The organism is Streptomyces sp. NPDC048182, from assembly GCF_043202555.1.
GTDB lineage: Bacteria > Actinomycetota > Actinomycetes > Streptomycetales > Streptomycetaceae > Streptomyces.
In genome coordinates this window covers 39,526-64,634 of sequence record NZ_JBIDAQ010000020.1, presented here as the reverse complement: position 1 = coordinate 64,634, position 25,109 = coordinate 39,526, and the positions used below count along the sequence as shown (strand labels likewise).

Sequence of the window (25,109 nt, the reverse complement as noted above, 5' to 3'; positions counted from 1 at the left end):
GGTCAGCCCAGCGGCAGCCCACCCACCGGCAGGGAGCCGGTGGGCAGCGAACCGGTGGCGGGCAGGCCCTTGCCCAGCGCGTCCGTCGGCAGCCCGCCCTTGGTGGCGGTCTTCGCGGTCTCGCCGACGATGTCCCCGGCGGAGCCCGCCGCGTCGCCGGCCGCCTTCTGCGCCACGGGCGTGGTCTTCTTCACGACCGAGCCGCCGGTCTTGCCCGCGGCCGGCACCGCCTTCTTCACGGCCTTGCCTCCGGTGTCCCCGGCGGAGCCGGTGACGCCGCGGGCCGCGCCGTCGACGGTGCTGGCCACGTTCGCCCCGTCCAGGGCCGTGAGCCCGCCCAGGTTCGGGGTGGCCGGCAGCTCCGCGGCAGCGTTCGCGGAGCCGGCCGCACCGACTCCGGCGGCCGCTCCGGCGGCGACGAGCAGCGCGGCACGGGCGATCCGGCGGGTCAGGGGGAGGGACATGTTGCTCCTTCGACGGAAGTCGACGTTGTGGCTAGGACGCCGTGACTACCGCGCGGAGGCCGCGAAGGTTGCGGACGGGAAACCTAAAGAGTTGGCAATGCGTCGCATTATCGGGTGCCCCGAAAAGCGGGCAAATGGGCCGCGGCCGGAAAGCGGGCCGAATCCTTACACCCCTTTGCTCCCAAGGCGTTCGGCGCATTCGCCGAGGGTGCGGCGCAATTCCGGGGGCGGGCCGGGCCGGAGACCGGTGCGGGTACCCCCGACGGGTGACGGCTCGTACTACCGGCCGGACGTGATCCGGACCGGCCCCGGGCCCCGTTCCGCGCCCGCGGTGCCGTCCGCGCCCGTGGGGCGCCACGTGCTGCCGGTGCTGCCCGCGGTCCACTCGCGCCCCGCGTAGGCGACCCGCTCGATGTGCAGCGCCGAGGCGTTGGCCACCGCCCAGTGCGCGAGCTGCCAGCCGCGCCGCTCGGCGCTCTGCCGGGCTATCGCGCCCTCACCGGTCCAGGAGGCGGTCACCGGGAGCGTCACGGTCCGCCCGCCGGAGGTCTCACCGGAGATCTCGGGGGAGGGGCTGGGCGCCGGGGCCGCCTCCGCGTCAGCGGCGGCCGGCTGGAGCACGCCCCGCCCGAAGTCCCGTACCAGCGCCGCCCGCACCGCGTCCGGGCCCGTCGGGCTCCCGCCGGCCGGCAGGCCCGCGCAGGTCAGTGTCGCCCCGGAGCGGCCGGTCAGCGCGGCGGCCAGCAGCGCGGCGTCCGGCTCGTGCTTGGCGTAGGCGTCCGGGAAGCCGCTGCGCTGCACGCGCTGGGCGGCGTCGGTCAGCGGCAGCCGCGTGTAGTCGGGCACCTTGACCAGGTGGTCGTAGAACTCCCCGGCCGCGTACGCCGGGTCCATGATGTCCTTCCGGGTGCCCCAGCCCTGCGAGGGGCGCTGCTGGAAGAGGCCGAGCGAGTCCCGGTCGCCGTGGTCGAGGTTGCGCAGCGCCGACTCCTGGAGGGCCGTCGCCAGCGCGATCGTCACCGCCCGCTCGGGCAGGGCCCGCGCGGTGCCCACCGCCGTGATCGTGGCCGCGTTCACCGCCTGGTCCGCCGTCAGCCCGTACGACCCCGTGCCGCTGCCGCCCGCGACGACCTTGCAGCCGCGCGCGTCCTCGCCGCCGGTGACGTACTGCACCACCAGATAGCCGGCGACCGCGAGCAGCACCACGAGCGCCGCCCCGGTGCGGAGCAGGCGGCCGGGACGTGCGCGGGGCGCGGGTGGCTGAGACACGCGTACAAGGTACTGGAGAGTAGGCGCGGGGCAGGCGGGCTGTGGACAACCGCGCGGGAACGGTGGGGCCAGGGGGCGGAGGTTAGGGTCGGGGACATGGCCCACACCCCGCTCGACCTCACCCTTGACGCCGCCGAGCTGACCGCGCGGCTCGTCGACATGCCCTCCGAGAGCGGCTCCGAGAAGCCCCTCGCCGACGCCGTCGAGAGCGCGCTGCGCGCCCTGCCGCACCTGAGCGTCGAGCGGTTCGGCAACAACGTCCTCGCGCGCACCGACCTGGGCCGCGCCGAGCGGGTGGTGCTGGCCGGGCACATCGACACCGTCCCCATCGCCGGCAACGTCCCCTCCCGGCTCGACGCGGACGGGGTGCTGTGGGGGTGCGGCACCTGCGACATGAAGGCCGGCGTCGCGGTGCAGCTGCGCATCGCCGCCACCGTGCCCGCCCCCAACCGCGACCTGACCTTCGTCTTCTACGACAACGAGGAGGTCGCCGCCGAGCTGAACGGCCTCAAGCACGTCGCCGAGGCCCACCCGGAGTGGCTGGCCGGCGACTTCGCGGTCCTCCTGGAGCCGTCCGACGGCGAGGTCGAGGGCGGCTGCCAGGGCACGCTGCGCGTGCTGCTGAAGACCACCGGGGAGCGGGCGCACTCCGCGCGGAGCTGGATGGGCGCCAACGCCATCCACGCCGCCGCCCCGATCCTCGCCCGCCTCGCCGCCTACCAGCCGCGCCGCCCGGTCATCGACGGCCTGGAGTACCGCGAGGGCCTCAACGCGGTCGGCGTCACCGGCGGCGTCGCCGGCAACGTCATCCCCGACGAGTGCGTGGTCACCGTCAACTTCCGCTACGCCCCCGACCGCACCCCCGAGGACGCGCTCGCCCACGTCCGCGAGGTCTTCGCGGAGTGCGGCGTCGCCGAGTTCACGGTGGACGACCACAGCGGCGCCGCCCTGCCGGGCCTCTCCCACCCCGCCGCCGCGGCGTTCATCGAGGCGGTCGGCGGCGAGCCGCGGCCCAAGTTCGGCTGGACGGACGTCTCCCGCTTCTCGGCGCTCGGCGTGCCGGCCGTGAACTACGGGCCCGGCAACCCCCACCTGGCCCACAAGCGGGACGAGCGGGTGGACACCGCGAAGATCCTCGCCGGCGAGGAGCGGCTGCGGTCCTGGCTCACCGCCTGACCACCGGAGAGGGTTTTGAACCGGTGCGTGGCGGACATGCTCAGGTCCCCCGTACGTAACCCGCGTAGAACTACGCTGAGGTGCGGATACCGGCGAACGGAGGGAGCGCGCATGGCCACCGGCAACCCCGAGGGCAAGAAGCGGCCACCGGAGGAGCAGCGCCTGGGCCCTGTCCTCCGGCGGCGGGACCAGGTGCAGGAGAGCACCACCGACCAGCGCCTCCTCGACGAGCGGGCGCCCACCGACTGGGTGCACACCGACCCCTGGCGGGTGCTGCGCATCCAGTCCGAGTTCATCGAGGGCTTCGGCACCCTCGCCGAACTCCCGCCCGCCATCAGCGTCTTCGGCTCCGCCCGCACCCCGGCCGACTCGCCCGAGTACGACGCGGGGGTGCGGCTCGGCCGCGGCCTGGTCGAGGCCGGCTTCGCGGTCATCACCGGCGGCGGCCCCGGCGCCATGGAGGCCGCCAACAAGGGCGCCCTGGAGGCCAAGGGCATCTCGGTGGGCCTCGGCATCGAGCTGCCCTTCGAGCAGGGGCTCAACCCCTACGTCGACATCGGGCTGAACTTCCGGTACTTCTTCGTCCGCAAGATGATGTTCGTGAAGTACGCCCAGGGCTTCGTGGTCCTGCCCGGTGGCCTCGGCACCCTGGACGAGCTGTTCGAGGCCCTCACCCTGGTGCAGACCCAGAAGGTGACCCGCTTCCCGATCGTCCTCTTCGGCACGGAGTACTGGGGCGGCCTGCTGGACTGGCTGCGCAACACACTGGTGGCCCAGGGCAAGGCCGCCGAGAAGGACCTGCTCCTCTTCCACGTCACGGACGACGTGGACGAGGCCGTCGCGCTGGTCTCCAAGGAGGCGGGGCGCTAGCCGCTCAGGCCAGCCCCCTGCGGGCCACCGCCGGCTGCCGGTGGCCCGCGATGGACGCCACCATGTCCAGGACCTGCCGGGTCTCGGCCACCTCGTGCACCCGGTAGACCCGCGCCCCCAGCCACGCCGAGACCGCCGTGGTCGCCAGCGTGCCGAGGACCCGCTCCTTCACCGGCCGGTCCAGGGTCTCCCCGACGAAGTCCTTGTTGGACAGGGACACCAGGACCGGCCAGCCGGTGTCCGCCATCTCGCCCAGCCGCCGGGTCGCCTCCAGGCTGTGCCGGGTGTTCTTGCCGAAGTCGTGCCCCGGGTCGATCAGCACCGACTCCCGCGGCACCCCGAGCGCCACCGCCCGCTCCGCCAGGCCCAGGGTGACCTGGAGGATGTCGGCCATCACGTCCGCGTACTCCACCCGGTGCGGCCGGGTGCGCGGCTCCGCGCCGCCGGCGTGCGTGCAGACCAGGCCCACCCCGTGCCGTCCGGCGACCTCGGCGAGCCTCGGGTCGACGCCGCCCCACGCGTCGTTCAGCAGGTCGGCGCCGGCCGCGCACACCGCCTCGCCGACCTCGTGCCGCCAGGTGTCCACGCTGATCACCACGTCCGGGAAGCGCCGCCGCACCTCCGCGACGAAGCCCACCGTGCGGCGCGCCTCCTCCTCGGCGGACACCTCCTCGCCGGGGCCCGCCTTCACCCCGCCGATGTCGATGATCGCGGCGCCGTCGGCGACGGCCTGCTCCACGCGCGCGAGCGCGGGCTCGTCCCGGAAGGTGGCCCCCTGGTCGTAGAAGGAGTCCGGGGTCCGGTTCACGATCGCCATGACCACCGGCTCGTGGGCCCCGAACTCGCGCCGGCCCAGCCTCAGCGTCCCCTGCGACATCTCCACGTTCCCTACCGTTCTGCCGTTCCCGGTGTGCGCTCGGGCCGCCTGCGGCCCCGGCTGTCAGACTCGCATGGCACGATCGGACCCGACACAACCGACGTCCGATCCGGCCATGGGGGCCCCAGCGATGGTCATGTTCCTCTTCCTCGTCCTCGCGCTGGCCGTCGTCGTGGCCGCGGTGACGCTCGCCGTGGTCGGCGGCGGCGACAGCGGTCCCCTCCCCGAGGCCGCCCCCGACCGAGTGCGCGACCTGCTGCCCCCGGACCGCCCGCTGGTCCGCGCCGACGTCGACCGCCTGCGCTTCCCGCTCACCGCCCGCGGCTACCGCATGGCGGACGTGGACGACGCCCTCGGCCGCCTCGGCGCCGAGCTGGCCGAGCGCGACGCCCGCATCGCCGACCTGGAGCACGCCCTCGCGGGCGCCCGGGCGGGCGGGCACCGCGTCGCCATGGAGAAGCCGGCCGAGGGGGAGCAGCAGTGAGCGCCGGTGAGGCCGTCGCAGGACCGGACGGCGTGCCGCGCTGCCCCTGGGCCCTGTCCACCGCGGACTACGTCGCCTACCACGACGAGGAGTGGGGCCGCCCGGTCCGCGGCGACGACGCCCTCTTCGAGCGGCTCAGCCTGGAGGCCTTCCAGTCGGGCCTGTCCTGGATCACCATCCTGCGCCGCCGCCCCGGCTTCCGCGCCGCCTTCGCCGGCTTCGAGATCGCCGCGGTGGCCGCCTTCACCGACGCCGACCGCGAGCGGCTGCTCGCCGACGCGGGCATCATCCGCAACCGGGCCAAGATCGACGCGACCCTCGCCAACGCCCGCGCGCTGGCCGGCTGGGCCCCCGGCGAACTGGACGAGCTGATCTGGTCGCACGCCCCCGACCCGGCCGGGCGGCCGGTCCCCAAGACCCTCGCCGACGTCCCGGCGGTCACCCCGGAGTCCACCGCGCTGTCCAAGGCGCTGAAGAAGCGGGGCCTGCGCTTCGTCGGCCCGACCACCGCGTACGCGCTGATGCAGGCCTGCGGCCTGGTGGACGACCACCTCGCGGAGTGCGCCGCGCGCGGGGCGGCCGGCTCCTAGCGACTTCAGCGGCCCAGGTAGCGGGGCTTCTCCTTCTGCACGAAGGCCCGCACCGCGATGGCGTGGTCCTCGGAGGCGCCGGCCCGGGACTGCAGCTCGTCCTCCTTCTCCAGCGTCTCGGAGAGGGTGTGCGTCAGCCCGTAGGCGACCGACTCCTTCAGCGCGGCGAAGGCGACCGTCGGGCCCTCGGCCAGCGCCCGCGCCGTCCGCTCGGCCTCCGCGCGAAGGTCGGCGGCCGGCACGACGCGGCTGGCGATGCCCAGCTCGAACGCCTCCCGGGCGCCCAGGCTGCGGGGGAAGAGCAGCAGGTCGGTGGCGCGGCCGGGGCCGACGACGCGCGGCAGCGTCCAGGAGACGCCCGAGTCGGCGGTCAGCGCCACGCCCGCGAAGGAGGTGTTGAAGGCCGCCGTGTCCGCGACGATCCGGTAGTCCGCCGCCAGCGCGAAGCCGAAGCCCGCCCCGGCCGCCACCCCGTTCACCGCCGCGACCACCGGCTTGGGCGCCTCCACCAGGGCCCGCACGATCGGGTTGTAGTGCTCGCGCACCGTGCTCATCGTCCGGCCCTCGCCGGACCCCGCCTCCCGGTCCGCGGCCAGCAGTCCGACGTGCTCCTTGAGGTCCTGGCCCACGCAGAACGCCCGCTCCCCGGCCGCCGCGAGCAGCACCGCCCGTACGGCGTCGTCGTCGGCCGCCGCGCGCACCGCCTCCCGCAGGGCGACCTTGGTCGCGATGTCCAGCGCGTTCATCGCCTCGGGGCGGTTCAGCGTGATCGTCGCGAGCCCGTCGCCCACTTCGTAGAGAACGGTGTCGGCCATGGGTATCCCCTCCGCGTCGGGTCTGTGAGCCCACAGCATGACGGAGAACGGCGGCGCCGGACCGGCCCCGGGATGTGAGCTGCGTCAAAGGATTCCGGTCCGTGCCCATTCGGCGGACGTGGCCGAGGGCGCGCAGTATCGCAGTCACATCGCCGAATTGAGTGGTTTTGCTCGCGCGCGTTGCCCAAGCGATGCCGACCGATGTTGGTCATCGGGTCCAGTGATGCGGGATAATGGCTGGGAAGCAATATGTTCGATGCCGGGACGGTGAGCCGGTATCAGGAAGGGGAACGAGCATGGCGGCCATGAAGCCGCGGACGGGCGACGGCCCGCTCGAGGTGACCAAGGAGGGGCGGGGCATCGTCATGCGCGTTCCGCTCGAAGGCGGCGGTCGACTCGTCGTCGAGCTGACCCCCGACGAGGCCGATGCGCTCGGCGACGCCCTCAAGAAGGTCGTCGGCTGACGCGCAAGCGACCATACCCAATCGACCGCCCCGGTGCCGCCCCAGGCACCGGGGCGGTCGATTTCCCACTCTCCGTCATCTCCCGGATTCCCACGGCCCGCCGGTGCACACCCACGCGCGCGTGGGTGTGCGTGGATCCGCGGTGACGTTGATCCGTGGTGACGGATCAGCGCTTGACCGCGCAGAGCAGCCCGTCGCCCACCGGCAGCAGCGAGGGCACCAGCTCCTCGCTCTCCCGCACCGCCCGCAGCAGCTCCCGCAGCCGCAGTACCTCGGTGGGCTGCGGCCCCGAGTCGACCGTCCGGCCGGCGCCGAAGACGCCCTCGAACGCGACGAGGCCGCCGGGCCGCAGCAGGCGCAGCGACTCGGCCAGGTAGTCCAGGTACTCGAGGCGGTCGCCGTCGCAGAAGACCAGGTCGTACCCGGCGTCCGCGAGGCGGGGCAGCACGTCGAGGGCGCGGCCCGGGATGAAGCGGGCCCGGTTGCTGGCGTAGCCGGCGGTGCGGAAGGCCTGGCGGGCGCACTGCTGGTGGTCGGGCTCCGGGTCGACGGTGGTCAGCACGCCGTCCGGGCGCATGCCGCGCAGCAGATGGATCCCGGAGACGCCGCAGCCGGTGCCTATCTCCGCGACGGCCTTGGCGTCCACGGCGCCGGCCAGCAGACCGAGCGCCGAGCCGGTGCCGGGCGTCACCGAGCGCAGGCCCGCCTCACGGGCCCGCTCGCGCGCCCAGCGCAGCGCGTCGTCCTCGGCGACGTAGGCGTCGGCGAACGCCCAGCTCGGCTGCCGGTTGCCGGTAATGACCCTCTCCTGTCCCCGTGGTGGCCTCGGCGTGACTGTATCCGTTGGCGTCGGGAACCCGCAGATGGGACCGGTCGTTTGGGAGGGGAGAGCGAGAAGGCGGAAGGGCGGACGAGTCGGGCCGCCCCAGATCAAATTCTCGTAAAACCGCTTATCCGGAGCTAACGGGCGAGGTGGCTATGGTAGGGGCTCCACTGGACACCACCAGAGCCGACAGGGGAGGTGCGGCCGCACCCGCGGATCGGGGCGGAGTGCTGCGGCGCTTCCTCGGATCGGCAGTCAGGCCGAAATCTGTGAACGACACCGCTGCCGACCACAGCCACGCCGCCGGGCCCGCCGCGGGCCACGGCCAGACCGCGACCTTCACCGGCGACGCGGACGGTGCGGCGTGGACTCCGCCCACCTGGGAGGAGATCGTCAGCACCCACAGCGGCCGGGTCTACCGCCTCGCGTACCGCCTCACCGGCAACCAGCACGACGCGGAGGACCTCACCCAGGAGGTCTTCGTCCGCGTCTTCCGGTCCCTGTCGACCTACACACCGGGCACCTTCGAGGGCTGGCTGCACCGCATCACCACCAACCTCTTCCTGGACATGGTCCGCCGCAAGCAGCGCATCCGCTTCGACGCGCTCGGCGACGACGCGGCCGAGCGGCTGCCCAGCCGGGAGCCCACCCCGCAGCAGCTCTTCCACGACGCCCACTTCGACGCGGACGTCCAGCAGGCCCTCGACACCCTGGCCCCCGAGTTCCGCGCCGCCGTCGTGCTGTGCGACATCGAAGGGCTGTCGTACGAGGAGATCGCCGCCACCCTCGGCGTCAAGCTCGGCACGGTGCGCTCCCGCATCCACCGCGGCCGGTCCCAGCTGCGCAAGGCCCTCGCGCACCGCGCGCCCAAGGCGCGCACCGAGCGGCGCTCCTTCGCGGCCCGGGTGCCGGCCCTGGGAGGAGGGGGCGCGAGCGCGTGAGTGGATCACGTCCGAAGGGCGAGGGACATCTCGCCGAGCAGCATCTGGGAGACCGGCTCTCCGCCCTGGTGGACGGAGAGCTCGGTCATGAGGCGCGTGATCGCGTCCTGGCGCACGTGGCGACCTGCCCCAAGTGCAAGACGGAGGTCGATGCCCAGCGCCGGCTGAAGAACGTGTTCGCGGAGGCCGCCCCGCCCACCCCGTCCGAGAGCTTCCTGGCCCGGCTCCAGGGCCTGCCCGGCGGCGGTCCCGGCCCGGGCTCCGGCGGCGGGCTGCCCTCCGGCGTCTTCGACACGGGCCGCGACGACCGGTTCGCCTTCGGCTATGTGCCGGCCTCCCCTCCGGGTCACGGGCCGCGCGGGCAGGTTCTCGGGCGGCACGAGAGCGACCGGCCGTCCTCCCGCGGCCTGCGCTTCGCCTTCGCCGCCGCCGGCGCGGTCTCGCTGGCCGCCGTGGCGCTCGGCGGGGTCACCGCCGGGATGCCGGACGCCACCTCGGAGGCGCGCGGCTCGGGCGGCGGCAGCAATGTGACGCCGGCCCGCAGCCCGAGCGCGGGCGCGGCGACGTCCCCGGAGGCCCAGCGCCGGCGCGTCGGGGCCCCGCTGCTCGGGCAGGTCCAGGGCGTGCGGACCCTCGGTGACGTGCCGACGGCGCCCACGGAGGCGGCCGCCCCGCTGCTGCCCGGGCTGCGCCAGCAGGCGATGCGCGCGCTGACCGCGCCGGTGACGGCCGGTGCGGCGGTGATGTCCCCGCTGATACGGCCGCTGGAGGCGGTGCCTCCGTCCTGGACGGGGTCGACCGGGGCACTGCCGACCCCCGTCGCGTCCTCCCCCTTCCGCCAGGCTCCCTGACCGGGGCCTGCGCGCCGGGCCGCGGACCTGATTGAATCCGGGATGACGGACCGCGGCCGGCTGTGGGGAGAACATGAGCGAGGCCAAGCCCACGAAGGCGAAGTGGTGGAACCGCTCCCGCCCGCACACCCCTGACGGCGACTTCGAACTGGCCGCCCCTCAACAGCCCTCCGCCGAGGGCGACTTCACGCTGCCGCGCCCGGCGGAGGCCGAGCGACCCCGCCCGGCGGCGGACCTCTCCCGGGCGACCGACGACGTACCACCGCCCCGCCCGGCAGCGGAGCAGGAGGGCGACCCGGAGCCGCCCCGCCCGGCCCCGTCGCCCCAGGCCCGCGACACGGGGGACTACGAACTGCACCGCCCCGAAGCGACACCGACCGGGTCGGGCCCCCGGCCGGCCGCCGAGCCCGGCACCGTCCCGCACCCGTCCGCCGCCCCGGAGCCGACCCCCGCCGGCCTCCCCGGACCCGAGGCGCAGCCGGTCGACGGCGCCGCCCCTGGCCCGTACCCCCACCCCGGCGGCCCCGGCACCCGCCATACCCCCCTCCACGACCCCGACCCCTACAGCACCCCGCCCTACGGCGAGCCCGGCCCCTGGGCGCCCGCGCCGCCCGTGCAGCACCCGGCGGCGACGGCGCCGCCGGCCGGCGGGACCGGCATCGCACCGCCGCCGCCCGGGGACGTACCGCCGGCGGGAGTGAACGCGCCGGCCGTCGGGGGCGTGCTGCCGGCCGTCGATCCGTGGGGGCGCTACGACCCCTGGGCCGTCGCCGCCGGGCCGTTCCAGCAGAACGGGGCGCCCGTGCTCACGCAGAAGCAGGAGCGCAGACGGGCGCGGAAGGGGCTGATCGTCGCCATCCTGCTGATCGCCCTGGCCTCCGGCGCCGTCGGCGGCCTGGTGGGCGCCCACCTGGAGCGCAACGGCGGCGTGGGGACGACCGTCACCCTGCCCCAGGCCGGCCGGGAACCGGCGGGCCGCGCCGCGGACAGCATCGCCGGCATCGCCGGACGGGCCCTGCCCAGCGTGGTCACCCTGCACGTCAGCGGCAGCGACGCCGCCGGCACCGGCACCGGCTTCGTGCTGGACGCCAAGGGCCACATCCTGACCAACAACCACGTCGTGAGGGCGGCCGGCGAGGGGGGCCGCATCACCGTCACCTTCAACAGCGGCGACACCGCCACCGCCACCGTCGTCGGCCGCGACAGCGGCTACGACCTGGCCGTCGTGAAGGTGACCGGCGTCCGCGGCCTCACCCCGCTGCCGCTGGGCAACTCCGACAACGTCCGCGTCGGCGACCCCGTCGTCGCCATCGGCGCCCCCTTCGACCTGGCCGGCACGGTCACCTCCGGCATCATCAGCGCCCGGCAGCGGCCCATCACCGCCGGCGGCGAGGACAGCAGCGACGTGTCCTATGTCGACGCCCTCCAGACCGACGCGCCGATCAACCCCGGCAACTCGGGCGGTCCCCTGCTCGACTCCCGCGGCCGGGCGATCGGCATCAACTCCGCGATCCGCTCCGCCGGAAGCGGCAGCGGCGGAGGCGACGGTGAGGACCCGGACGGCGGCCAGGCCGGCTCGATAGGGCTCGGCTTCGCCATCCCCATCAACCAGGGCAAGCGCGTCGCCGAGGAACTGATCAACACCGGCCGCGCCACCCACCCGGTCATCGGGATCAACCTCGACATGGACTACGCGGGCGACGGCGCCCGCGTCGGCGACAAGGACAACAGCGGCGGCCCCGCCGTCGTGCCCGGCGGCGCCGGCGCCCGGGCCGGGCTGCGCCCCGGGGACGTGATCACCCGGGTCGACGGCGACCGCGTCCACTCCGGCGAGGAGCTGATCATCAGGACCCGGTCCCACCGCCCCGGCGACCGCCTGGAGCTGACCCTGACCCGGGGCGGCAAGGAGACGAAGGTCTCACTGGTCCTCGGCTCCTCGGCAGGAAGCTGACGGACAAGGGGTCAGCAAGGCAAACAATCCGGAAAGGCCACGCATACGGGCGCTCGGCGGACACGGGACAGTATCGGTCGGACGGGGGAGGCGGGTACCGTGGGGGCGGCCCGGACATCCCAAGGAGCTTCAGGTGTTCAATGACATAGGACCACTCGAGCTGGTCACGCTCGTCGTCCTCGCCGTGCTCGTCTTCGGTCCGGACAAGCTGCCCAAGGTCATTCAGGACATCACCCGCACCATCCGCAAGATCCGGGAGTTCTCCGACAGCGCCAAGCGCGACATCCGCGAGGAGCTGGGCCCCGAGTTCAAGGACTTCGAGTTCGAGGACCTGAACCCCCGCACCTTCCTGCGCAAGCAGTTGGACAACGACGAGCTGGGCCTGAAGGAGATCCGCAACGGCTTCGACCTGAAGAAGGAGATGGCCGAGGTCACCGACGCCGTGCACGGCCGCGACTCCGGCAGCTCCTCCCCGTCGCCCTCGTCGTCCGGTGGTGGCCGCGCGGACCTGACGAAGAAGCCCGAGCCCCCGTCCGACGAGGCCCCGCCGCCCTTCGACGCCGACGCCACCTGACCGCCCTTCCCGCCCCCTCCTCGGCGGTGTGGCTATGCTGCCGAGTTGTTGCGCGGAGCCGACGAGTGCGCCCGAAGGGGGGCGGGCCGTTCGGGTCCGTCCGAGCGAGGAGGCGTCGGGGCACATGGAGACGACGAGTCGGGCAGTCGAGCAGACACCGGCCGCGGCGGACGACCAGCGGGGCGCCGCCGCCCGGCGTACGGCCGACGGCTATCTGCGTGCGCCCTTCCCCTGGTACGGCCTGGACGAGGCGTTCACCGGGCCGCGCTGGCTGATGCAGGTCGGCACGGCGGCCGACGGGACCGTGGAGCACGGGTCGGTCGGGCACGGCGACGAGCCGTCCGTCCGCAACGAGCACGTGGCCAATGGCGACCAGGACGCCAAGGAGAAGTTCGCGGTCGTCGTGACCGTCGCCGCCAACCCCGACCGGCGCAGCGCCGACGGCACCGGCCTCCTGGAGGCCACCTCGGTGTCCTCGGCGGCCTGGCTCGCCGGGGTCGGGCTGCTGTCCTTCACCTGGCCCGGCCAGATGGACCACGCGCTGCGCGACGACTGGCTGGACCAGCAGACCGAGACCGCGTGGGTCCTCGCCGACGACCTCGACGGCGAGGACTGGACGACCCTGTCCCTGCCCGTGGACGGCGTCCCGACGGCCTTCCACTACCGCGAGTCGGAGTTCGGCTGGATCCTCGCCGGCTCCACCGCGCAGGGCGTCCACCTGGGCGCGTACGGCCGCGGCATGAGCGCCTACGGCCTCGCCTTCGCCGTGGTCAAGGACATCGCCGCCTACGCCTGACCGGCCGCGGCACACGTGAAGGGGGCGCCGTCCGGCCGGACGGCGCCCCCTTCCCCGTAGGACGGCTCAGAACCTGTCGGAACGGGTCAGAACTTGTTGCGCGGGGTGATCCCCAGCGACAGCCCCGACAGGCCCCGCTGGCGCCCGCCCAGCTTGCCCGCGATGGAGCGCAGGGCCGCGCCCGCCGGGGACCCCGGGTCGGACAGCACCACGGGCCGGCCGTCGTCGCCGCCCTCGCGCAGCCGCACGTCGATCGGGATCGAGCCGAGCACCGGCACGGTGGCGCCGGTGGTGCGGGTCAGACCGTCGGCGACGGTCTGGCCGCCGCCGGTGCCGAAGACGTCGACCATCTCGCCGCAGTGCGGGCACGGCAGCCCCGCCATGTTCTCGACCACGCCGACGATCTTCTGATGGGTCTGCACGGCGATCGCGCCGGCCCGCTCGGCCACCTCGGCCGCCGCCTGCTGCGGGGTGGTGACGACCAGGATCTCCGCGTTCGGCACCAGCTGGGCCACGGAGATGGCGATGTCGCCGGTGCCGGGCGGCAGGTCGAGCAGCAGGACGTCCAGGTCGCCCCAGTACACGTCCGCCAGGAACTGCTGGAGTGCGCGGTGCAGCATCGGGCCGCGCCAGACGACCGGCGCGTTGCCCGGGGTGAACATCCCGATGGAGATGACCTTCACGCCGTTGGCCGACGGCGGCATGATCATGTTCTCGACCTGGGTGGGCCGCCCGTCGGCGCCCAGCATCCGGGGCACCGAGTGGCCGTAGATGTCCGCGTCGACGACGCCGACCTTGAGGCCGTCGGCCGCCATCGCCGCCGCCAGGTTCACCGTCACCGAGGACTTGCCGACGCCGCCCTTGCCGGAGGCCACCGCGTACACCCGGGTCAGGCTGCCCGGCTTGGCGAAGGGCACCTCGCGCTCGGTCTGCCCGCCGCGCAGCGCCGCGGCCAGCTCCTTGCGCTGCTCGTCGCTCATCACGTCCAGCTCGACGTCGACCCGCGTGACGCCCTCCACCCGGGAGACCGCGTCGGTCACGCGCTGCGTGATGGTGTCGCGCATCGGGCATCCGGAGACCGTCAGGTACACCGCGACCGCGACGGCCCCGTCCGCGCCGATCCCGACCGACTTGACCATCCCCAGTTCGGTGATGGGACGGTTGATCTCGGGATCGTTCACCGTCGACAGCGCCTCGCGCACCGCGTCTTCCGTAGCCATAGAGACGATGGTACGGCGCCGCACCGACGCCGCGGAAAGCCCGTCACCGGTCGGGTACGTCACGCCCCGCGGGCCGATCCGCCGGGAATACCCCACCCTCCGGGCGGTGGCCGTCGCGCCGCTCCTCCAGCTCCTTGAGCATGTCCTGCAGCTCCGAGCGGATCCAGTCCCGGGTCGCCACCTCGCCGAGCCCGATCCGCAAGGAGGCGATCTCGCGGGTCAGGTACTCGGTGTCGGCGATGGACCGCTCGTTCTGCTTGCGGTCCTGCTCCAGGTTGACCCGGTCCCGGTCGTCCTGCCGGTTCTGCGCGAGCAGGATCAGCGGGGCGGCGTAGGAGGCCTGGAGGGACAGCATCAGGGTCAGGAAGATGAACGGGTACGTGTCGAAGCGCATCCCGCCCGGGGCGGCGATGTTCCACACCACCCACAGGATGATGACGACCGTCATCCAGACGATGAACCGCCCGGTGCCCAGGAAGCGCGCGATGCGCTCCGAGAGCCGCCCGAACGCCTCCGGGTCCCACTCCGGCAGGATGCGGCGGCGCGGCGGGCGCGGCTGGTCGAGGCGGGTGCGCGGCGGCCGGGAGGCGGCGCTCGACCCCGCCGAGGCGCGCTCGCGGCCCTGCGTCGACTCGCGCTCAGGCGCCATCGGTGCGCACCTCCTCGCCGGCCTCTTCCAGGTGGTACTCGGTCTCCCGCCAGTCGTCGGGCAGCAGGTGGTCCAGGACGTCGTCGACGGTGATCGCGCCGAGCAGCGACCCGGAGTCGTCCACGACGGGCGCCGCGACCATGTCGTACGTGGCGAAGAACCCGGCGATCACCGGCAGCTGGGCGCTGGGGCTGAGTGGCTGGAGGTCGTCGTCCAGGATCGAGCCGACCAGGGTGTACGGGGGGTCGCGCAGCAGCCGCTGGAAGTGCACCGTGCCCAGGTACTTGCCGGTCGGCGTCTCCTCGGGCGGCCGGCAGACGTACACCTGGGCGGCGTGCGCGGGGGAGAGGTCGCGGTTGCGGACCCGGGCCAGGGCGTCGGCGACGGTGGCGTCCGGGCGCAGCACGATCGGCTCGGTGGTCATCAGCCCGCCCGCGGTGTGCTCCTCGTACGCCATCAGCCGGCGCATGTCGGCCGCGTCGGCGGGCTCCATCAGGCTCAGCAGGCGCTCCTTGTCCTCCTCGGGCAGCTCGCCGAGCAGGTCGGCGGCGTCGTCGGGGTCCATGGCCTCCAGGACGTCCGCGGCGCGCTCCTCCTTGAGCTTGCCGAGGATCTCGATCTGGTCGTCCTCCGGCAGCTCCTCCAGGACATCGGCCAGCCGGTCGTCGTCCAGGGCGGCGGCGACCTCGGCGCGGCGCTTGGCGGACAGATGGTGCAGCACGTTGGCGAGGTCGGCGGGGCGCAGCTGCTCGAAGGTGGCCAGCAGGTTCTCCGCGCCCTGCCCGTGCTCCTCCAGCGAGAACCCGGTCACCGCCGACCACTCCACGGTCAGCGCCTCGCCCTTGCTGCGCCGGAAGGCACCGCCCTTGCGGCCCTTGCGCACGAAGACCTTGTCGACCTCCCAGTCCCGGCGGGCCGGCAGCTGCTGCACGGCCAGGTCGAGCACGGTGGCCTCCTCGCCGGTCTCGGTGAGCGTGACGCGCCGGTCGAGCAGCTCCCCGAAGACCAGCCGCTCGGTGGGCCGCTGCTCGAACCGCCGCACGTTGAGCACGCCGGTGGTGATCACCTGCCCGGAGTCGATGCCGGTCACCCGGGTCATCGGCAGGAAGATCCGCCGCCGCGTCGACAGCTCCACCACCAGGCCGAGCACCCGGGGCGGCTTGCGCCCGACGCGCAGCATGACGACGAGGTCCCGCACCCGCCCCACCTGGTCACCGGCCGGGTCGAAGACGGCGATGCCGGAGAGATGCGAGACGAAGATCCGGGGGGCGCCCGCTGCCATGGCCGCGGCTCCTTTTCCTGAGCGTTCGCACCGGCCAGCTCACCGGTGCCGTTCCATACCGTGTCCCTACCCGCATTGCCCGAGCGAACGGCCTTCAGGCTAGCCCGTCCACCGCGACTGTGCCGGTCTGCGGCTCCGCCGCGTGGGCGCGCCCGACCGCGACGCACCGCAAGCCGACCGGCGACCCGCGGAACGGACGGCCTCAGGGGCGCGGGGCTGTGCCGGTCTGCGGCTCCGCCGCGCGGGCGCGCCCCACCACGACGCACCGCAAGCCGACCGGCGACCCGCGGAACGGACGGCCTCAGGGGCGCGGGGAACTGCGCGACCAGTCACGACGCTCCCGCACCCGGACCACACTCCGCACCCCACGGCGCCCCCCACCTCAAGCGCCGCAGGCACCGGTACGCTGCGCTCAGCCACCCCTCCCCCTCGGAAAGAGGCAACCGCTCCGTGTCTGTGAACCACCGGCGCCCCCTGCGCGCAGCCACCGCGGCATGCATCCTGGCCGCGACGGCAACGCTCACGGCATGCGGCGGCGACGACCCGGACGCGGGCACCAACGGAGTCGGCAAGCTCACCCCGGAGAAGATCCAGACCAGGTCCCGCACCGCCGCCGAAGCCGCGCAGACGGTCCGCCTGCACGGCACCGTGGCCGCCGGCGACAACCGCTACACCCTCGACATGCGCCTCAAGTCGGACGGCGGCTCCGGCTCCGTGGCCGCCGAGGGCACCACCTTCCAGGTGCTCCGCGTCGGCGAGCAGCTCTTCCTCAAGGCCGACGCCGGCTTCTGGAGCCACGACAGCCACGGCGACGACGCGGCGGCCGGGAAGCTGGCCGGCAAGTACGTGAAGGTGCCCAAGGGCGACCCGGCGTACCAGCGCTTCAGCGGCTTCACCGACAAGGACACCCTCCTCGGCTCGCTGCTCACCCTGCACGGCGCGGTGACGACCGACGGCCGGCACGAGCAGGCGGGCGTCCGCACCGTCCGGATCACCGGTGACGAAGGCGCCGGCGGCTCCCTGGACGTCTCCCTGGAGGGCACCCCCTACCCGCTGCGCCTGGAGCGGGCGGGCAGCGCCGGCACGATCGGCTTCTCGGACTGGAACAAGGACTTCACCCTCGCGCAGCCCCCGAAGGACGACACCCTCGACTACGGCGGCCAGCTCCCGACGTCATAGGCCGGTCACTTACGGCGCCGCCGGAACAGCAGCCGTGGCAGCCCCGCCGGAGCCGCCCGCCGGGTCGTCGCCGGCGACGGCACCGGCGGCTCGGCCAGCGCCCCGTCCGGCAGCGCCGCCAGCGCCCCCGTCGGCTCGAGCCGCAGCACCCGGCACTCGCGCGCCCAGCGTTCGGTCATCGCCTCGCCGTCCGGGGCGTTGAGCCGCTTGCCCTTGAGGTCGGCGACGGCCGCCTGCCAGGGCTCGGAGCCGGCGGGCAGCTCCGCCACCCGGGCCGCCCAGGAGACCAGCCGGCCGCCCTTGTCCTTGCTGCGCACGGTCACCTCGGCCGCCGCCCCGTCGGCGAGGCCGGGCAGCGGCTGCTCGCCGGGCCCGTCGCCGACCAGGCAGGCCGCGCCCTCGTGCCAGACGTGCCACAGCGCGCGGGCCGGCCCCTCGGGCCCCCTGACCCAGATCAGGCCGGACTTCTTGGTGGCCTCCTCGACGAGGGCCCGGTCCAGCAGATCCCGCTCGCGTGTCATGCGGTCAGCCTTGTCATGCGGTCAGCCTACCGACGCCGCTCACAGCCACCCGTTGCGCTTGAGGGTGCGGTGGATGCCGAGGCAGATGACCACCGTGACGCCCAGGACCAGCGGGTATCCGTACCGCCAGTGCAGCTCCGGCATGTGCTCGAAGTTCATCCCGTACACCCCGCACACCATCGTCGGCACCGCGACGATCGCCGCCCAGGAGGTGATCTTGCGCATGTCCTCGTTCTGCGCGACGGACGCCTGCGCGAGGTTGGCCTGGAGGATGGAGTTGAGCAGCTCGTCGAAGCCGACGACCTGCTCCTGCACCCGGGCCAGGTGGTCGGCGACGTCGCGGAAGTACTTCTGGATGTCGGGGTCCACGAGGCGCATCGGCCGCTCGCTCAGCAGCTGCATGGGCCGCAGCAGCGGCGACACCGCCCGCTTGAACTCGAGGACCTCGCGCTTGAGCTGGTAGATCCGCCCGGCGTCGGTGCCGCGCGGGGTGCCCTTGCGCCCCGGCGAGAACACCTCGGTCTCGACCTCGTCGATGTCGTCCTGCACCGCGTCGGCGACCGCGATGTAGCCGTCGACCACATGGTCGGCGATGCCGTGCAGCACCGCCGAGGGGCCCCGGCGCAGCAGCTCCGGGTCCTCCTGGAGGCGGCGGCGCAGCGCGCGCAGCGAGCCCTGGCCGCCGTGCCGGACGGTGATGAAGAAGTCCCGTCCGGTGAAGCACATCACCTCGCCGGTCTCCACGACCTCGCTGTTGGCGGTGAGCCGGTCGTGGTCGACGTAGTGGATGGTCTTGAAGACGGTGAACAGCGAGTCGTCGTAGCGCTCCAGCTTGGGCCGCTGGTGCGCCTGCACGGCGTCCTCCACGGCCAGCGGGTGCAGCCCGAACTCCCGGGCGATCCCGGCGAACTCGTCCTCGGTCGGCTCGTGCAGCCCGATCCAGACGAAGCCGCCGTCGCGGCGTACAAGACGCATCGCCTCGTGCGGGCCGAGCGGCACGGGGGTCTCCACGCGGCTGCCGTCCCGGTAGACGGCGCAGTCGACCACCGCGGTCACGCTCGCCGGGTCGCGGGTGGTGTCGTAGGCGCCGGTGTCCTTGCGCAGGGAGACGGCCCGGGAGGGGCGGACCGCGGCGCGCAGGTCTCGGATCATCGACATGGCGGGGCTCCTTCGCGACGGGCAGCAAAGCAGCGTCGGCGACGGGTGGAACCACCCGGAATGAGGACGTCCAGACCGCGCGTCTCGGCGCGTCCACAAAGCGGGGGGCACCGCTCCGTCGCGGTGGCCGGCCTCGCTGCTGATCGAGGGGATCAGGCGGAGCTGATCGAGGGGATCAGGCAGGCAAAACGGGATGAAACGCTCTTCCCTGTGATGGCGCGGCGGAGACGGTGAGCGGCGGCGGCGCGATGCCGGAGCGGCTGCGTCAGCGGCCGGAAGAGCGGGTGGTACTGCACGGTCGACTTCGGTCCATGCCAGCCCCACCTCCTCCGGCCGGTCCCTCGTGAGGGACGTCCATTCCCCTGTTTGAAGGGGTTCCCCGATGGGGAGTTTCCATGGCGTCGGGGCGAGATGGCGACGCACTGCGTGCTGCCCCGAAGCGCTGGCTCAGAGTACCAGTCACCCGACGTGTCAAGGCGCCGCTTTGCCGCTTCCCTACGAGTTCTATGCTCGCCGCATGGCTGATGTTCTCCCCCTGGTCGAGGCCCGGTTGCGCTCCGCGCTGGGCGAGCCGGACGCGCGCGCCGCGGTCACCTTCCTCGGCACCGACCGCATCGAGGTGCTGCGCTTCCCCGGCGCCGAAGCCGCTGCGGGCCCGGAGGGCGACGTCGTGCGCTATGCCACCCTCGGCATGTCCGCGCAGCCCATGGCCGACCCGGCCGCCCTGCTCGCCGACCCGGTCGCGGGCCCCCGCGCGGAGCTGGTCCTCTCCGTGCGCGCCGGCCGCGCCGACACCGACAAGGTGCTGCGCCCGCTCGCCGTGCTGGCCGCCTCCCCGCAGGTCGAGGGCGTCGTCGTGGCCCCGGGCGCCTCCCTGGACACCGGCGAACCGCTGTGGCCCGGCGCGCCGTTCACCTCGGTGCTGGTCGGCGAGCCCGGGGGCCTGGTCGAGGACCTGGAGCTGGACGCGCCGCTGGACCCCGTGCGCTTCCTGCCGCTGCTGCCGATGACCGGGAACGAGGCCGCCTGGAAGCGGGTGCACGGCGCGGGCGCCCTCCAGGAGCGCTGGCTGACGCACGGCACGGACCTGCGGGATCCCGCCCGCAGGTCCGTGCCGCTGGACTGAGAGGCTCAAGAGCCCCGCACGGAAGCTCAGTTGGCGAACACCGTGACCGAGTCCTCGGTCGCGTGCGCCGGCTCCAGCTCCTCCGCCTCGTGGGTGAGCGCCCGGCGCCGTACGACGACCACGGCGGCGCCCAGCAGGGCGGTGATCCCCGCCACCACGAACGGGATGTGGATGTCGGTCCACTCCTCGATCTTCGGCGCGAAGTACGGCGCCGCGGCCGCCGCGAACCAGCGCACGAAGTTGTAGCCGGCGCTGGCCACCGGGCGCGGCGCGTCGGAGACGCCGAGAGCCAGCTCGGTGTAGACGGTGTTGTTCACGCCGATGAAGGCGCCGGACAGGATGGTGCACACGATGGCCGCCGTGTGGCTGCCGTACCCGAGCACCACGACGTCGACGGCGAGCAGCACCAGCGAGCCGCCGAGCACCTTCAGCGAGCCGAACCGGGCCTGCACGCGCGGCGCGACGAGCACGGAGAAGACGGCGAGGAGCACGCCCCAGGCGAAGAACACCGCCCCCGACTTGTACGGGCTCATGTTCAGCACGAACGGCGTGAAGGCCAGCACCGTGAAGAACGTGTAGTTGTAGAAGAACGCCGAGACCGCCGCCGAGGCCAGGCCGCCGTGGCCGAGGGCCTTGAGCGGGTCGAGCAGCGAGGTCTTGCGGGCGGGCTTCGGCTGCTCCTTCAGGAGCACCGAGATGCACAGGAAGCCGATCGCCATCAGGAAGGCCGTCCCGAAGAACGGGTAGCGCCAGCTGGCGTCGCCGAGCAGGGCGCCGACCAGCGGGCCGCAGGCCATGCCGAGGCCGAGGGCCGACTCGTAGAGCAGGATCGCCGCGGCGCTGCCGCCGGCCGCCGCGCCGACGATGACGGCGAGGGCGGTGGAGACGAACAGCGCGTTGCCGAGGCCCCAGCCCGCCCGGTAGCCGACGAGCTGGCCGACCGTGTCGGAGGTGCCCGCGAGCCCGGCGAAGACCACCACGAGGGCGAGGCCGAGCAGCAGCGTCTTCTTGCCGCCGATGCGGCTGGAGACGAAGCCGGTGACCAGCATCGCGAGCGCGGTGATCAGGAAGTACGAGGTGAACAGCAGGGAGACCTGCCCGGCGCTGGCGTCCAGGCCCTTGGCGATGGACGGCAGGATCGGGTCGACGAGGCCGATGCCCATGAAGGCGACGACGGACGCGCCGGCGGTCGCCCACACGGCCTTGGGCTGGCGCAGGATGCCGCCCGCACCCGCGTCGAAGGGGTCCATGGTTGCTCCAATCCGGACCGAAATGTTGATTGGTGTATGCACATAGTAAGTTAGCTACGCTAATTAATGCAAGTTACACCTACTTTGCCGGGTGTTCGGCCGGGTGGGCGCCGGATGGGTGATCGTCCTTGACGCGGGCCGGTGCGGGTAGGACCGTGGGGCTCTATGAGGGGCGAACCCAGTTGCCCGAAATGCGGTGGCCGGGTCAGGGCTCCCGGCCTCTTCGCCGATTCCTGGCAGTGCGATGTGCACGGCACCGTCCATCCGCTCCAGCCCGTGGTCCCGCCCAGCGTCGAGGCGCTCGGCGTGGTGGTGCACCGGGCGCGGGTGCCGGTGTGGATGCCGTGGCCGCTGCCGGTCGGCTGGCTGTTCACCGGCGTGGCCAGCGCGGGCGACGACCGGGGCGGCGGCCGGGCGACCGCGGTCGCCTGCTCGGGCCCCGGCCCGCTGGGCGGCGCGGGTGAGCTGATCCTGGTCGCCGAGGAACTCGGCGTCGGCCTCGGCGCCTGGTACGCGGGCATCGACGCGCCCGACCCCGGCCCCTACCTGGACGTGGAGAAGCCCCCGCAGGCCAAGGTCCTGGCCGCGGGCCGCCCCACCCCGCTCTGGCACGTCTCCGGCGCCCCGGTCGACCGGGCCGTCTTCGCCGGCGAGGCGCTCGGCATGTGGGTCTGGGCGATCGTGTGGCCCGAGCCGTCGGGGCTGCTCATGTACGAGGAGCTGGTCCTCGCCGACCTGCGCGAGGCGGGTGCCGAGCTGGACCTGGTGCCGTGCGGGGCGCTGTCACCGCGGCTGATGCGCCCGGAGGGGCCGCGGGGGGAGCGGGGGCTCCCGGAAGGGTAGGGGGCTCAGGGCGGCTGCGGGTGTGACATGGAGCAGCAGGGACTCCGGTTATCCTGGAGCGTCCCCGTCCGCCCCCGTCACCGCTTGGAGTCCGCGTCGTGCGCATCGACCTGCACACCCACTCCACCGCGTCCGACGGCACGGACACCCCGGCGGTCCTGGTCGCCAAGGCCGCCGCGGCCGGGCTCGACGTCGTCGCGCTGACCGACCACGACACCACCCGCGGGCACGCCGAGGCGCTCGCCGCGCTGCCCGAGGGGCTCATCCTGGTCACCGGCGCCGAGCTGTCCTGCCGCCTCGATGGCGTCAGCATGCACCTCCTTGCCTACCTCTTCGACCCCGAGGAGCCCGCGCTGCTCGCCGAGCGCGAGCTGGTCCGGGACGACCGGGTGCCGCGGGCCCGCGCGATGGTCGCCCGCCTCAACGACCTCGGCGTGCCCGTCACCTGGGAGCAGGTCGCCCGGATCGCCGGCGACGGCTCGGTGGGCCGCCCGCACGTCGCCTCCGCCCTGGTCGAACTGGGCGTCGTGCCGAGCGTCGGCGACGCCTTCACCGAGGACTGGCTGGCCGACGGCGGCCGTGCCCACGTGGCGAAGCACGAGACCGACCCCTTCGAGGCGGTCCGGCTGGTCAAGGCCGCGGGCGGCGTCACCGTCTTCGCCCACCCGGCCGCCGCCAAGCGGGGCCGCACCGTGCCGGAGTCCGCCATCGCCGAGCTGGCCGGTGCCGGGCTCGACGGCATCGAGGTCGACCACATGGACCACGACGCGGACACCCGCGCCCGGCTGCGCGGACTCGCCGCCGACCTCGGCCTGCTCGTGACCGGCTCCAGCGACTACCACGGCAGCCGCAAGGCCTGCGCGCTCGGCGAGTACACCACGGACCCCGAGGTGTACGGGGAGATCACCCGGCGGGCATTCGGCGCGTTCCCCGTGCCGGGGGCCGGCGGAGCCTGACCCCCGCTCCCGCAGTCCTTCCCCTCTTCCCCACCTCCCGCAAGGCCAGTAGCTCACCCATGTTCGACGTCGCCGTCTTCGGCTCCCTCTTCCTCACCCTGTTCGTGATCATGGATCCCCCTGGGATCACCCCGATCTTCATCGCGCTCACCTCCGGCCGCCCCGCCAAGGTGCAGCGGCACATGGCCCTCCAGGCGGTCTGCGTGGCCGGCGGTGTCATCACCGTCTTCGGGCTGCTCGGGCACCAGATCCTCGACTACCTGCACGTCTCGGTGCCCGCGCTGATGATCGCCGGCGGGCTGCTGCTCCTGCTGATCGCCCTCGACCTGCTCACCGGCAAGACCGACGAGCCCAAGCAGACCAAGGACGTCAACGTCGCCCTGGTCCCGCTCGGCATGCCGCTGCTCGCCGGGCCCGGGGCGATCGTCTCCGTGATCCTGGCGGTGCAGAAGGCCGACGGCGTGGCCTCGCAGGTCTCGGTGTGGGCGGCGATCCTCGCCATCCACGTGGTGCTGTGGCTGGTGATGCGGTACTCGCTGCTGATCATCCGCGTCATCAAGGACGGCGGCGTGGTCCTGGTGACCCGCCTGGCCGGCATGATGCTCTCGGCCATCGCCGTGCAGCAGATCATCAACGGCGTCACGCAGGTGATCCAGAACGCCTGACCGGGTTCCACGGAACACCGAGCACGACAAGGCCCCCCGCACGGCGTTCGTGCGGGGGGCCTGCGCATACATATGGGTCGTGCGCCCGGTGCCTGGCGTCAGGCGGCCGAGGAGTCGGCGGGGCGGATCCAGAGGCGCTGCCCGATGGCGGCGGCCTGCTGGACGATACGGTTCACGGAGGCGGCGTCCACAACAGTGGTGTCCACGGGCGTCCCGTCGACGTCGTCGAGTCGCATGACTTCAAAGCGCATGGCCTCTCCCTTCATCTGGTGCTGTCTCAGTCAACCGGCCTCGTGTTACAAACATTCCCTACGCTAAAGAAATTTTTCGAACGGCTAATTACTGACCGGTAAGGTGTCCGAGCGGGACCGAGGACCGCCGCGCCTTCGACCTGGACGCCGAGGGCCTCCTCCAGGGGCAGTACTAGCCGGCGGCTTCCATGGGCACGCCGTCCCAGAAGTCGGCGAACGCCTCGGCCGTGGGCAGCGGGCGGTCGGTGTTGGGGGAGTGCTCGGCGCCCTCGATCACCGTGCGGCGCGCCCCGAGCCGCAGCGCCATCTCGTCCAGGAGCGGCACCGGCCAGGTGTCGTCGTACGCGCCGGACAGCACGTGGAAGGGCAGCGGCACCGCGGCCAGCTCGGCGACCCGGTCCGGCTCGGTGCACAGCAGGCGGCCGGTGGCGATGAGCTGGGCGGGCGCGGTGCCCAGCCAGCGCTCGCGCAGCCGGTGCCGCTCGAAGGGGCTGCGGGCGGGACCGCCGACCTCCTCGGGCGGGCCCATCGCCGAGATGACCTCCCAGACCTGCGCCATCGTCAGCGTGTCGAGCGCGTCGCGCAGCAGCTTCACGCGCTGCTGCTGGGAGACCGAGATCTGCGCCGGGCCCGAGGACATCAGCGTCAGGGAGACGAAGGGGGCGGGGTCGAGCAGCACGGCCGCCCGGGCGATCTGGCCGCCCAGGGAGTGCCCGAGCAGATGGAGCGGCCCGGCGTCCAGGGCGGCGGCCTGCGCGAGGGCGTCGCGGGCCAGTTCGGGCTGCGCGTAGGCGGCCTCGTCGTGCTCGGGGCCGGGCGTCTCGTACTGGCCCCGGCCGTCCACGGCGACCGTGCGGTAGCCGCGGGCCGCGAGCGGCTCGTGCAGCAGGGTGAAGTCCTCCTTGCTGCCGGTGAAGCCGGGCAGCATCAGCACCGTGCCGCGGCCGGTGACCCCGTCGGCGGCGGGCGAGTCGACGACGGCGAACTCCCCGCGCGCGGTGCGCAGCCGGTACGCGCGGGCGCCGGGGGGCGGGGTGAAGGCGGCGTTCTGGCTCACGGGCAGA

The 25,109-nt window shown here is 73.6% G+C and carries 28 protein-coding genes; 15 read left to right on the top strand and 13 right to left on the bottom strand.

Features of this window, described 5'->3' with window-relative positions; genetic code table 11:
- Positions 1 to 2 precede the first annotated feature (2 nt).
- On the bottom strand, positions 3 to 464 hold the full coding sequence (locus ACGFZL_RS29880; protein WP_393696404.1) for an ATP-binding protein: 462 nt from the start codon (positions 462 to 464) through the stop codon (positions 3 to 5).
- Between the two features lie 279 nt (positions 465 to 743).
- Positions 744 to 1,733 (bottom strand): heavy metal transporter, encoded by a 990-nt coding sequence (locus tag ACGFZL_RS29875; RefSeq protein ID WP_393696402.1) that lies wholly within the window; start codon positions 1,731 to 1,733, stop codon positions 744 to 746.
- A gap of 96 nt (positions 1,734 to 1,829) precedes the next feature.
- Here ACGFZL_RS29875 and dapE point away from each other — a divergent pair, with 96 nt between their 5' ends.
- Together dapE and ACGFZL_RS29865 are read left to right on the top strand one after the other, a co-directional pair.
- Entirely contained in the window at positions 1,830 to 2,909 is a 1,080-nt protein-coding gene (gene dapE, locus ACGFZL_RS29870) for a succinyl-diaminopimelate desuccinylase (RefSeq protein ID WP_393696400.1), read from the top strand.
- 111 nt (positions 2,910 to 3,020) lie between these two features.
- Entirely contained in the window at positions 3,021 to 3,779 is a 759-nt protein-coding gene (locus tag ACGFZL_RS29865; protein ID WP_393696398.1) for a TIGR00730 family Rossman fold protein, read from the top strand.
- Between the two features lie 4 nt (positions 3,780 to 3,783).
- Here the strand turns inward: ACGFZL_RS29865 and folP are convergent, their stop codons facing one another.
- On the bottom strand, positions 3,784 to 4,656 hold the full coding sequence (folP, locus tag ACGFZL_RS29860; RefSeq protein ID WP_393696437.1) for a dihydropteroate synthase: 873 nt from the start codon (positions 4,654 to 4,656) through the stop codon (positions 3,784 to 3,786).
- Between the two features lie 130 nt (positions 4,657 to 4,786).
- Here folP and ACGFZL_RS29855 point away from each other — a divergent pair, with 130 nt between their 5' ends.
- Both ACGFZL_RS29855 and ACGFZL_RS29850 read left to right on the top strand, forming a co-directional pair.
- A complete protein-coding gene (locus ACGFZL_RS29855) occupies positions 4,787 to 5,140 on the top strand; it encodes a DivIVA domain-containing protein (RefSeq protein ID WP_355169957.1) in 354 nt (117 codons plus the stop codon).
- Positions 5,137 to 5,730, top strand: a complete 594-nt coding sequence (locus ACGFZL_RS29850; RefSeq protein ID WP_393696396.1) for a DNA-3-methyladenine glycosylase I — start codon at positions 5,137 to 5,139, stop codon at positions 5,728 to 5,730. Before ACGFZL_RS29855 ends, ACGFZL_RS29850 begins: the two co-directional genes overlap by 4 nt.
- Positions 5,731 to 5,735: 5 nt before the next feature.
- On the opposite strand, the gene ACGFZL_RS29845 is transcribed toward ACGFZL_RS29850, so the two are convergent.
- Entirely contained in the window at positions 5,736 to 6,545 is an 810-nt protein-coding gene (locus ACGFZL_RS29845) for an enoyl-CoA hydratase/isomerase family protein (protein WP_393696394.1), read from the bottom strand.
- A 296-nt stretch (positions 6,546 to 6,841) separates the two neighbouring features.
- Between ACGFZL_RS29845 and ACGFZL_RS29840 the strand changes: the two genes are divergently transcribed.
- Entirely contained in the window at positions 6,842 to 7,009 is a 168-nt protein-coding gene (locus ACGFZL_RS29840; protein WP_003966491.1) for a DUF3117 domain-containing protein, read from the top strand.
- Between the two features lie 166 nt (positions 7,010 to 7,175).
- Here the strand turns inward: ACGFZL_RS29840 and ACGFZL_RS29835 are convergent, their stop codons facing one another.
- Positions 7,176 to 7,874, bottom strand: a complete 699-nt coding sequence (locus ACGFZL_RS29835) for an O-methyltransferase (RefSeq protein ID WP_355169958.1) — start codon at positions 7,872 to 7,874, stop codon at positions 7,176 to 7,178.
- Positions 7,875 to 8,101: 227 nt separating this feature from the next.
- On the opposite strand from ACGFZL_RS29835, the gene sigE reads away from it, so the two are divergent.
- From sigE to ACGFZL_RS29810, 5 genes are all read left to right on the top strand, one after another.
- A complete protein-coding gene (gene sigE / locus ACGFZL_RS29830; RefSeq protein ID WP_355169407.1) occupies positions 8,102 to 8,773 on the top strand; it encodes an RNA polymerase sigma factor SigE in 672 nt (223 codons plus the stop codon).
- Positions 8,770 to 9,624, top strand: a complete 855-nt coding sequence (locus tag ACGFZL_RS29825) for an anti-sigma factor family protein (protein ID WP_393696392.1) — start codon at positions 8,770 to 8,772, stop codon at positions 9,622 to 9,624. Before sigE ends, ACGFZL_RS29825 begins: the two co-directional genes overlap by 4 nt.
- Before the next feature lie 73 nt (positions 9,625 to 9,697).
- Positions 9,698 to 11,575: a trypsin-like peptidase domain-containing protein gene (locus ACGFZL_RS29820; protein ID WP_393696390.1), complete on the top strand. Its 1,878-nt coding sequence runs from the start codon at positions 9,698 to 9,700 to the stop codon at positions 11,573 to 11,575.
- A gap of 133 nt (positions 11,576 to 11,708) precedes the next feature.
- On the top strand, positions 11,709 to 12,149 hold the full coding sequence (locus ACGFZL_RS29815) for a sec-independent translocase (RefSeq protein ID WP_393696388.1): 441 nt from the start codon (positions 11,709 to 11,711) through the stop codon (positions 12,147 to 12,149).
- A 124-nt stretch (positions 12,150 to 12,273) separates the two neighbouring features.
- A complete protein-coding gene (locus ACGFZL_RS29810) occupies positions 12,274 to 12,945 on the top strand; it encodes a hypothetical protein (RefSeq protein ID WP_355169414.1) in 672 nt (223 codons plus the stop codon).
- 86 nt (positions 12,946 to 13,031) lie between these two features.
- On the opposite strand, the gene ACGFZL_RS29805 is transcribed toward ACGFZL_RS29810, so the two are convergent.
- Genes ACGFZL_RS29805 through ACGFZL_RS29795 form a run of 3 tightly spaced genes read right to left on the bottom strand, consistent with a single transcriptional unit; the run spans position 13,032 to position 16,096 of the window.
- Positions 13,032 to 14,165: an Mrp/NBP35 family ATP-binding protein gene (locus ACGFZL_RS29805; RefSeq protein ID WP_355169416.1), complete on the bottom strand. Its 1,134-nt coding sequence runs from the start codon at positions 14,163 to 14,165 to the stop codon at positions 13,032 to 13,034.
- A gap of 43 nt (positions 14,166 to 14,208) precedes the next feature.
- Positions 14,209 to 14,814, bottom strand: a complete 606-nt coding sequence (locus ACGFZL_RS29800; protein ID WP_393696385.1) for a DUF1003 domain-containing protein — start codon at positions 14,812 to 14,814, stop codon at positions 14,209 to 14,211.
- Positions 14,804 to 16,096, bottom strand: a complete 1,293-nt coding sequence (locus ACGFZL_RS29795) for a magnesium transporter MgtE N-terminal domain-containing protein (RefSeq protein WP_355169420.1) — start codon at positions 16,094 to 16,096, stop codon at positions 14,804 to 14,806. Before ACGFZL_RS29795 ends, ACGFZL_RS29800 begins: the two co-directional genes overlap by 11 nt.
- A gap of 450 nt (positions 16,097 to 16,546) precedes the next feature.
- Between ACGFZL_RS29795 and ACGFZL_RS29790 the strand changes: the two genes are divergently transcribed.
- Positions 16,547 to 17,275, top strand: coding sequence for a hypothetical protein (locus tag ACGFZL_RS29790; RefSeq protein ID WP_393696383.1), 729 nt, complete (start codon positions 16,547 to 16,549; stop codon positions 17,273 to 17,275).
- Positions 17,276 to 17,280: 5 nt separating this feature from the next.
- Here the strand turns inward: ACGFZL_RS29790 and ACGFZL_RS29785 are convergent, their stop codons facing one another.
- Positions 17,281 to 17,796, bottom strand: coding sequence for a hypothetical protein (locus ACGFZL_RS29785; protein WP_393696381.1), 516 nt, complete (start codon positions 17,794 to 17,796; stop codon positions 17,281 to 17,283).
- 39 nt (positions 17,797 to 17,835) lie between these two features.
- A complete protein-coding gene (locus tag ACGFZL_RS29780) occupies positions 17,836 to 18,954 on the bottom strand; it encodes a magnesium and cobalt transport protein CorA (RefSeq protein WP_393696379.1) in 1,119 nt (372 codons plus the stop codon).
- A 517-nt stretch (positions 18,955 to 19,471) separates the two neighbouring features.
- On the opposite strand from ACGFZL_RS29780, the gene ACGFZL_RS29775 reads away from it, so the two are divergent.
- Positions 19,472 to 20,080, top strand: coding sequence for a suppressor of fused domain protein (locus ACGFZL_RS29775; protein WP_355169426.1), 609 nt, complete (start codon positions 19,472 to 19,474; stop codon positions 20,078 to 20,080).
- A 26-nt stretch (positions 20,081 to 20,106) separates the two neighbouring features.
- On the opposite strand, the gene ACGFZL_RS29770 is transcribed toward ACGFZL_RS29775, so the two are convergent.
- Complete coding sequence (locus tag ACGFZL_RS29770) at positions 20,107 to 21,330, bottom strand: MFS transporter (RefSeq protein WP_393696377.1); 1,224 nt, start codon at positions 21,328 to 21,330, stop codon at positions 20,107 to 20,109.
- A 165-nt stretch (positions 21,331 to 21,495) separates the two neighbouring features.
- On the opposite strand from ACGFZL_RS29770, the gene ACGFZL_RS29765 reads away from it, so the two are divergent.
- From ACGFZL_RS29765 to ACGFZL_RS29755, 3 genes are all read left to right on the top strand, one after another.
- Entirely contained in the window at positions 21,496 to 22,173 is a 678-nt protein-coding gene (locus ACGFZL_RS29765) for a DUF6758 family protein (protein ID WP_393696375.1), read from the top strand.
- Positions 22,174 to 22,271: 98 nt separating this feature from the next.
- The gene (locus ACGFZL_RS29760) at positions 22,272 to 23,129 is read left to right on the top strand and encodes a PHP domain-containing protein (RefSeq protein ID WP_393696373.1); all 858 of its coding nucleotides are present in this window, start codon (positions 22,272 to 22,274) and stop codon (positions 23,127 to 23,129) included.
- 59 nt (positions 23,130 to 23,188) lie between these two features.
- Entirely contained in the window at positions 23,189 to 23,794 is a 606-nt protein-coding gene (locus ACGFZL_RS29755) for a MarC family protein (RefSeq protein ID WP_355169434.1), read from the top strand.
- A gap of 98 nt (positions 23,795 to 23,892) precedes the next feature.
- On the opposite strand, the gene ACGFZL_RS29750 is transcribed toward ACGFZL_RS29755, so the two are convergent.
- Together ACGFZL_RS29750 and ACGFZL_RS29745 are read right to left on the bottom strand one after the other, a co-directional pair.
- Positions 23,893 to 24,045 (bottom strand): hypothetical protein, encoded by a 153-nt coding sequence (locus tag ACGFZL_RS29750; protein WP_355169436.1) that lies wholly within the window; start codon positions 24,043 to 24,045, stop codon positions 23,893 to 23,895.
- 172 nt (positions 24,046 to 24,217) lie between these two features.
- A complete protein-coding gene (locus ACGFZL_RS29745; RefSeq protein WP_393696371.1) occupies positions 24,218 to 25,102 on the bottom strand; it encodes an alpha/beta fold hydrolase in 885 nt (294 codons plus the stop codon).
- Positions 25,103 to 25,109: the final 7 nt, after the last annotated feature.

Excerpts from the sequence above, each read along its gene's own strand:
- ACGFZL_RS29880 (WP_393696404.1), bottom strand. The coding sequence starts at position 464 with ATGTCCCTCCCCCTGACCCGCCGGATCGCCCGTGCCGCGCTGCTCGTC.
- dapE (WP_393696400.1), top strand. The coding sequence starts at position 1,830 with ATGGCCCACACCCCGCTCGACCTCACCCTTGACGCCGCCGAGCTGACC.
- ACGFZL_RS29865 (WP_393696398.1), top strand. The coding sequence starts at position 3,021 with ATGGCCACCGGCAACCCCGAGGGCAAGAAGCGGCCACCGGAGGAGCAG.
- folP (WP_393696437.1), bottom strand. The coding sequence starts at position 4,656 with ATGTCGCAGGGGACGCTGAGGCTGGGCCGGCGCGAGTTCGGGGCCCAC.
- ACGFZL_RS29855 (WP_355169957.1), top strand. The coding sequence starts at position 4,787 with ATGGTCATGTTCCTCTTCCTCGTCCTCGCGCTGGCCGTCGTCGTGGCC.
- ACGFZL_RS29845 (WP_393696394.1), bottom strand. The coding sequence starts at position 6,545 with ATGGCCGACACCGTTCTCTACGAAGTGGGCGACGGGCTCGCGACGATC.
- ACGFZL_RS29840 (WP_003966491.1), top strand. The coding sequence starts at position 6,842 with ATGGCGGCCATGAAGCCGCGGACGGGCGACGGCCCGCTCGAGGTGACC.
- ACGFZL_RS29820 (WP_393696390.1), top strand. The coding sequence starts at position 9,698 with ATGAGCGAGGCCAAGCCCACGAAGGCGAAGTGGTGGAACCGCTCCCGC.
- ACGFZL_RS29810 (WP_355169414.1), top strand. The coding sequence starts at position 12,274 with ATGGAGACGACGAGTCGGGCAGTCGAGCAGACACCGGCCGCGGCGGAC.
- ACGFZL_RS29805 (WP_355169416.1), bottom strand. The coding sequence starts at position 14,165 with ATGGCTACGGAAGACGCGGTGCGCGAGGCGCTGTCGACGGTGAACGAT.
- ACGFZL_RS29800 (WP_393696385.1), bottom strand. The coding sequence starts at position 14,814 with ATGGCGCCTGAGCGCGAGTCGACGCAGGGCCGCGAGCGCGCCTCGGCG.
- ACGFZL_RS29795 (WP_355169420.1), bottom strand. The coding sequence starts at position 16,096 with ATGGCAGCGGGCGCCCCCCGGATCTTCGTCTCGCATCTCTCCGGCATC.
- ACGFZL_RS29785 (WP_393696381.1), bottom strand. The coding sequence starts at position 17,796 with ATGACACGCGAGCGGGATCTGCTGGACCGGGCCCTCGTCGAGGAGGCC.
- ACGFZL_RS29780 (WP_393696379.1), bottom strand. The coding sequence starts at position 18,954 with ATGTCGATGATCCGAGACCTGCGCGCCGCGGTCCGCCCCTCCCGGGCC.
- ACGFZL_RS29775 (WP_355169426.1), top strand. The coding sequence starts at position 19,472 with ATGGCTGATGTTCTCCCCCTGGTCGAGGCCCGGTTGCGCTCCGCGCTG.
- ACGFZL_RS29770 (WP_393696377.1), bottom strand. The coding sequence starts at position 21,330 with ATGGACCCCTTCGACGCGGGTGCGGGCGGCATCCTGCGCCAGCCCAAG.
- ACGFZL_RS29765 (WP_393696375.1), top strand. The coding sequence starts at position 21,496 with ATGAGGGGCGAACCCAGTTGCCCGAAATGCGGTGGCCGGGTCAGGGCT.
- ACGFZL_RS29755 (WP_355169434.1), top strand. The coding sequence starts at position 23,189 with ATGTTCGACGTCGCCGTCTTCGGCTCCCTCTTCCTCACCCTGTTCGTG.
- ACGFZL_RS29750 (WP_355169436.1), bottom strand. The coding sequence starts at position 24,045 with ATGCGCTTTGAAGTCATGCGACTCGACGACGTCGACGGGACGCCCGTG.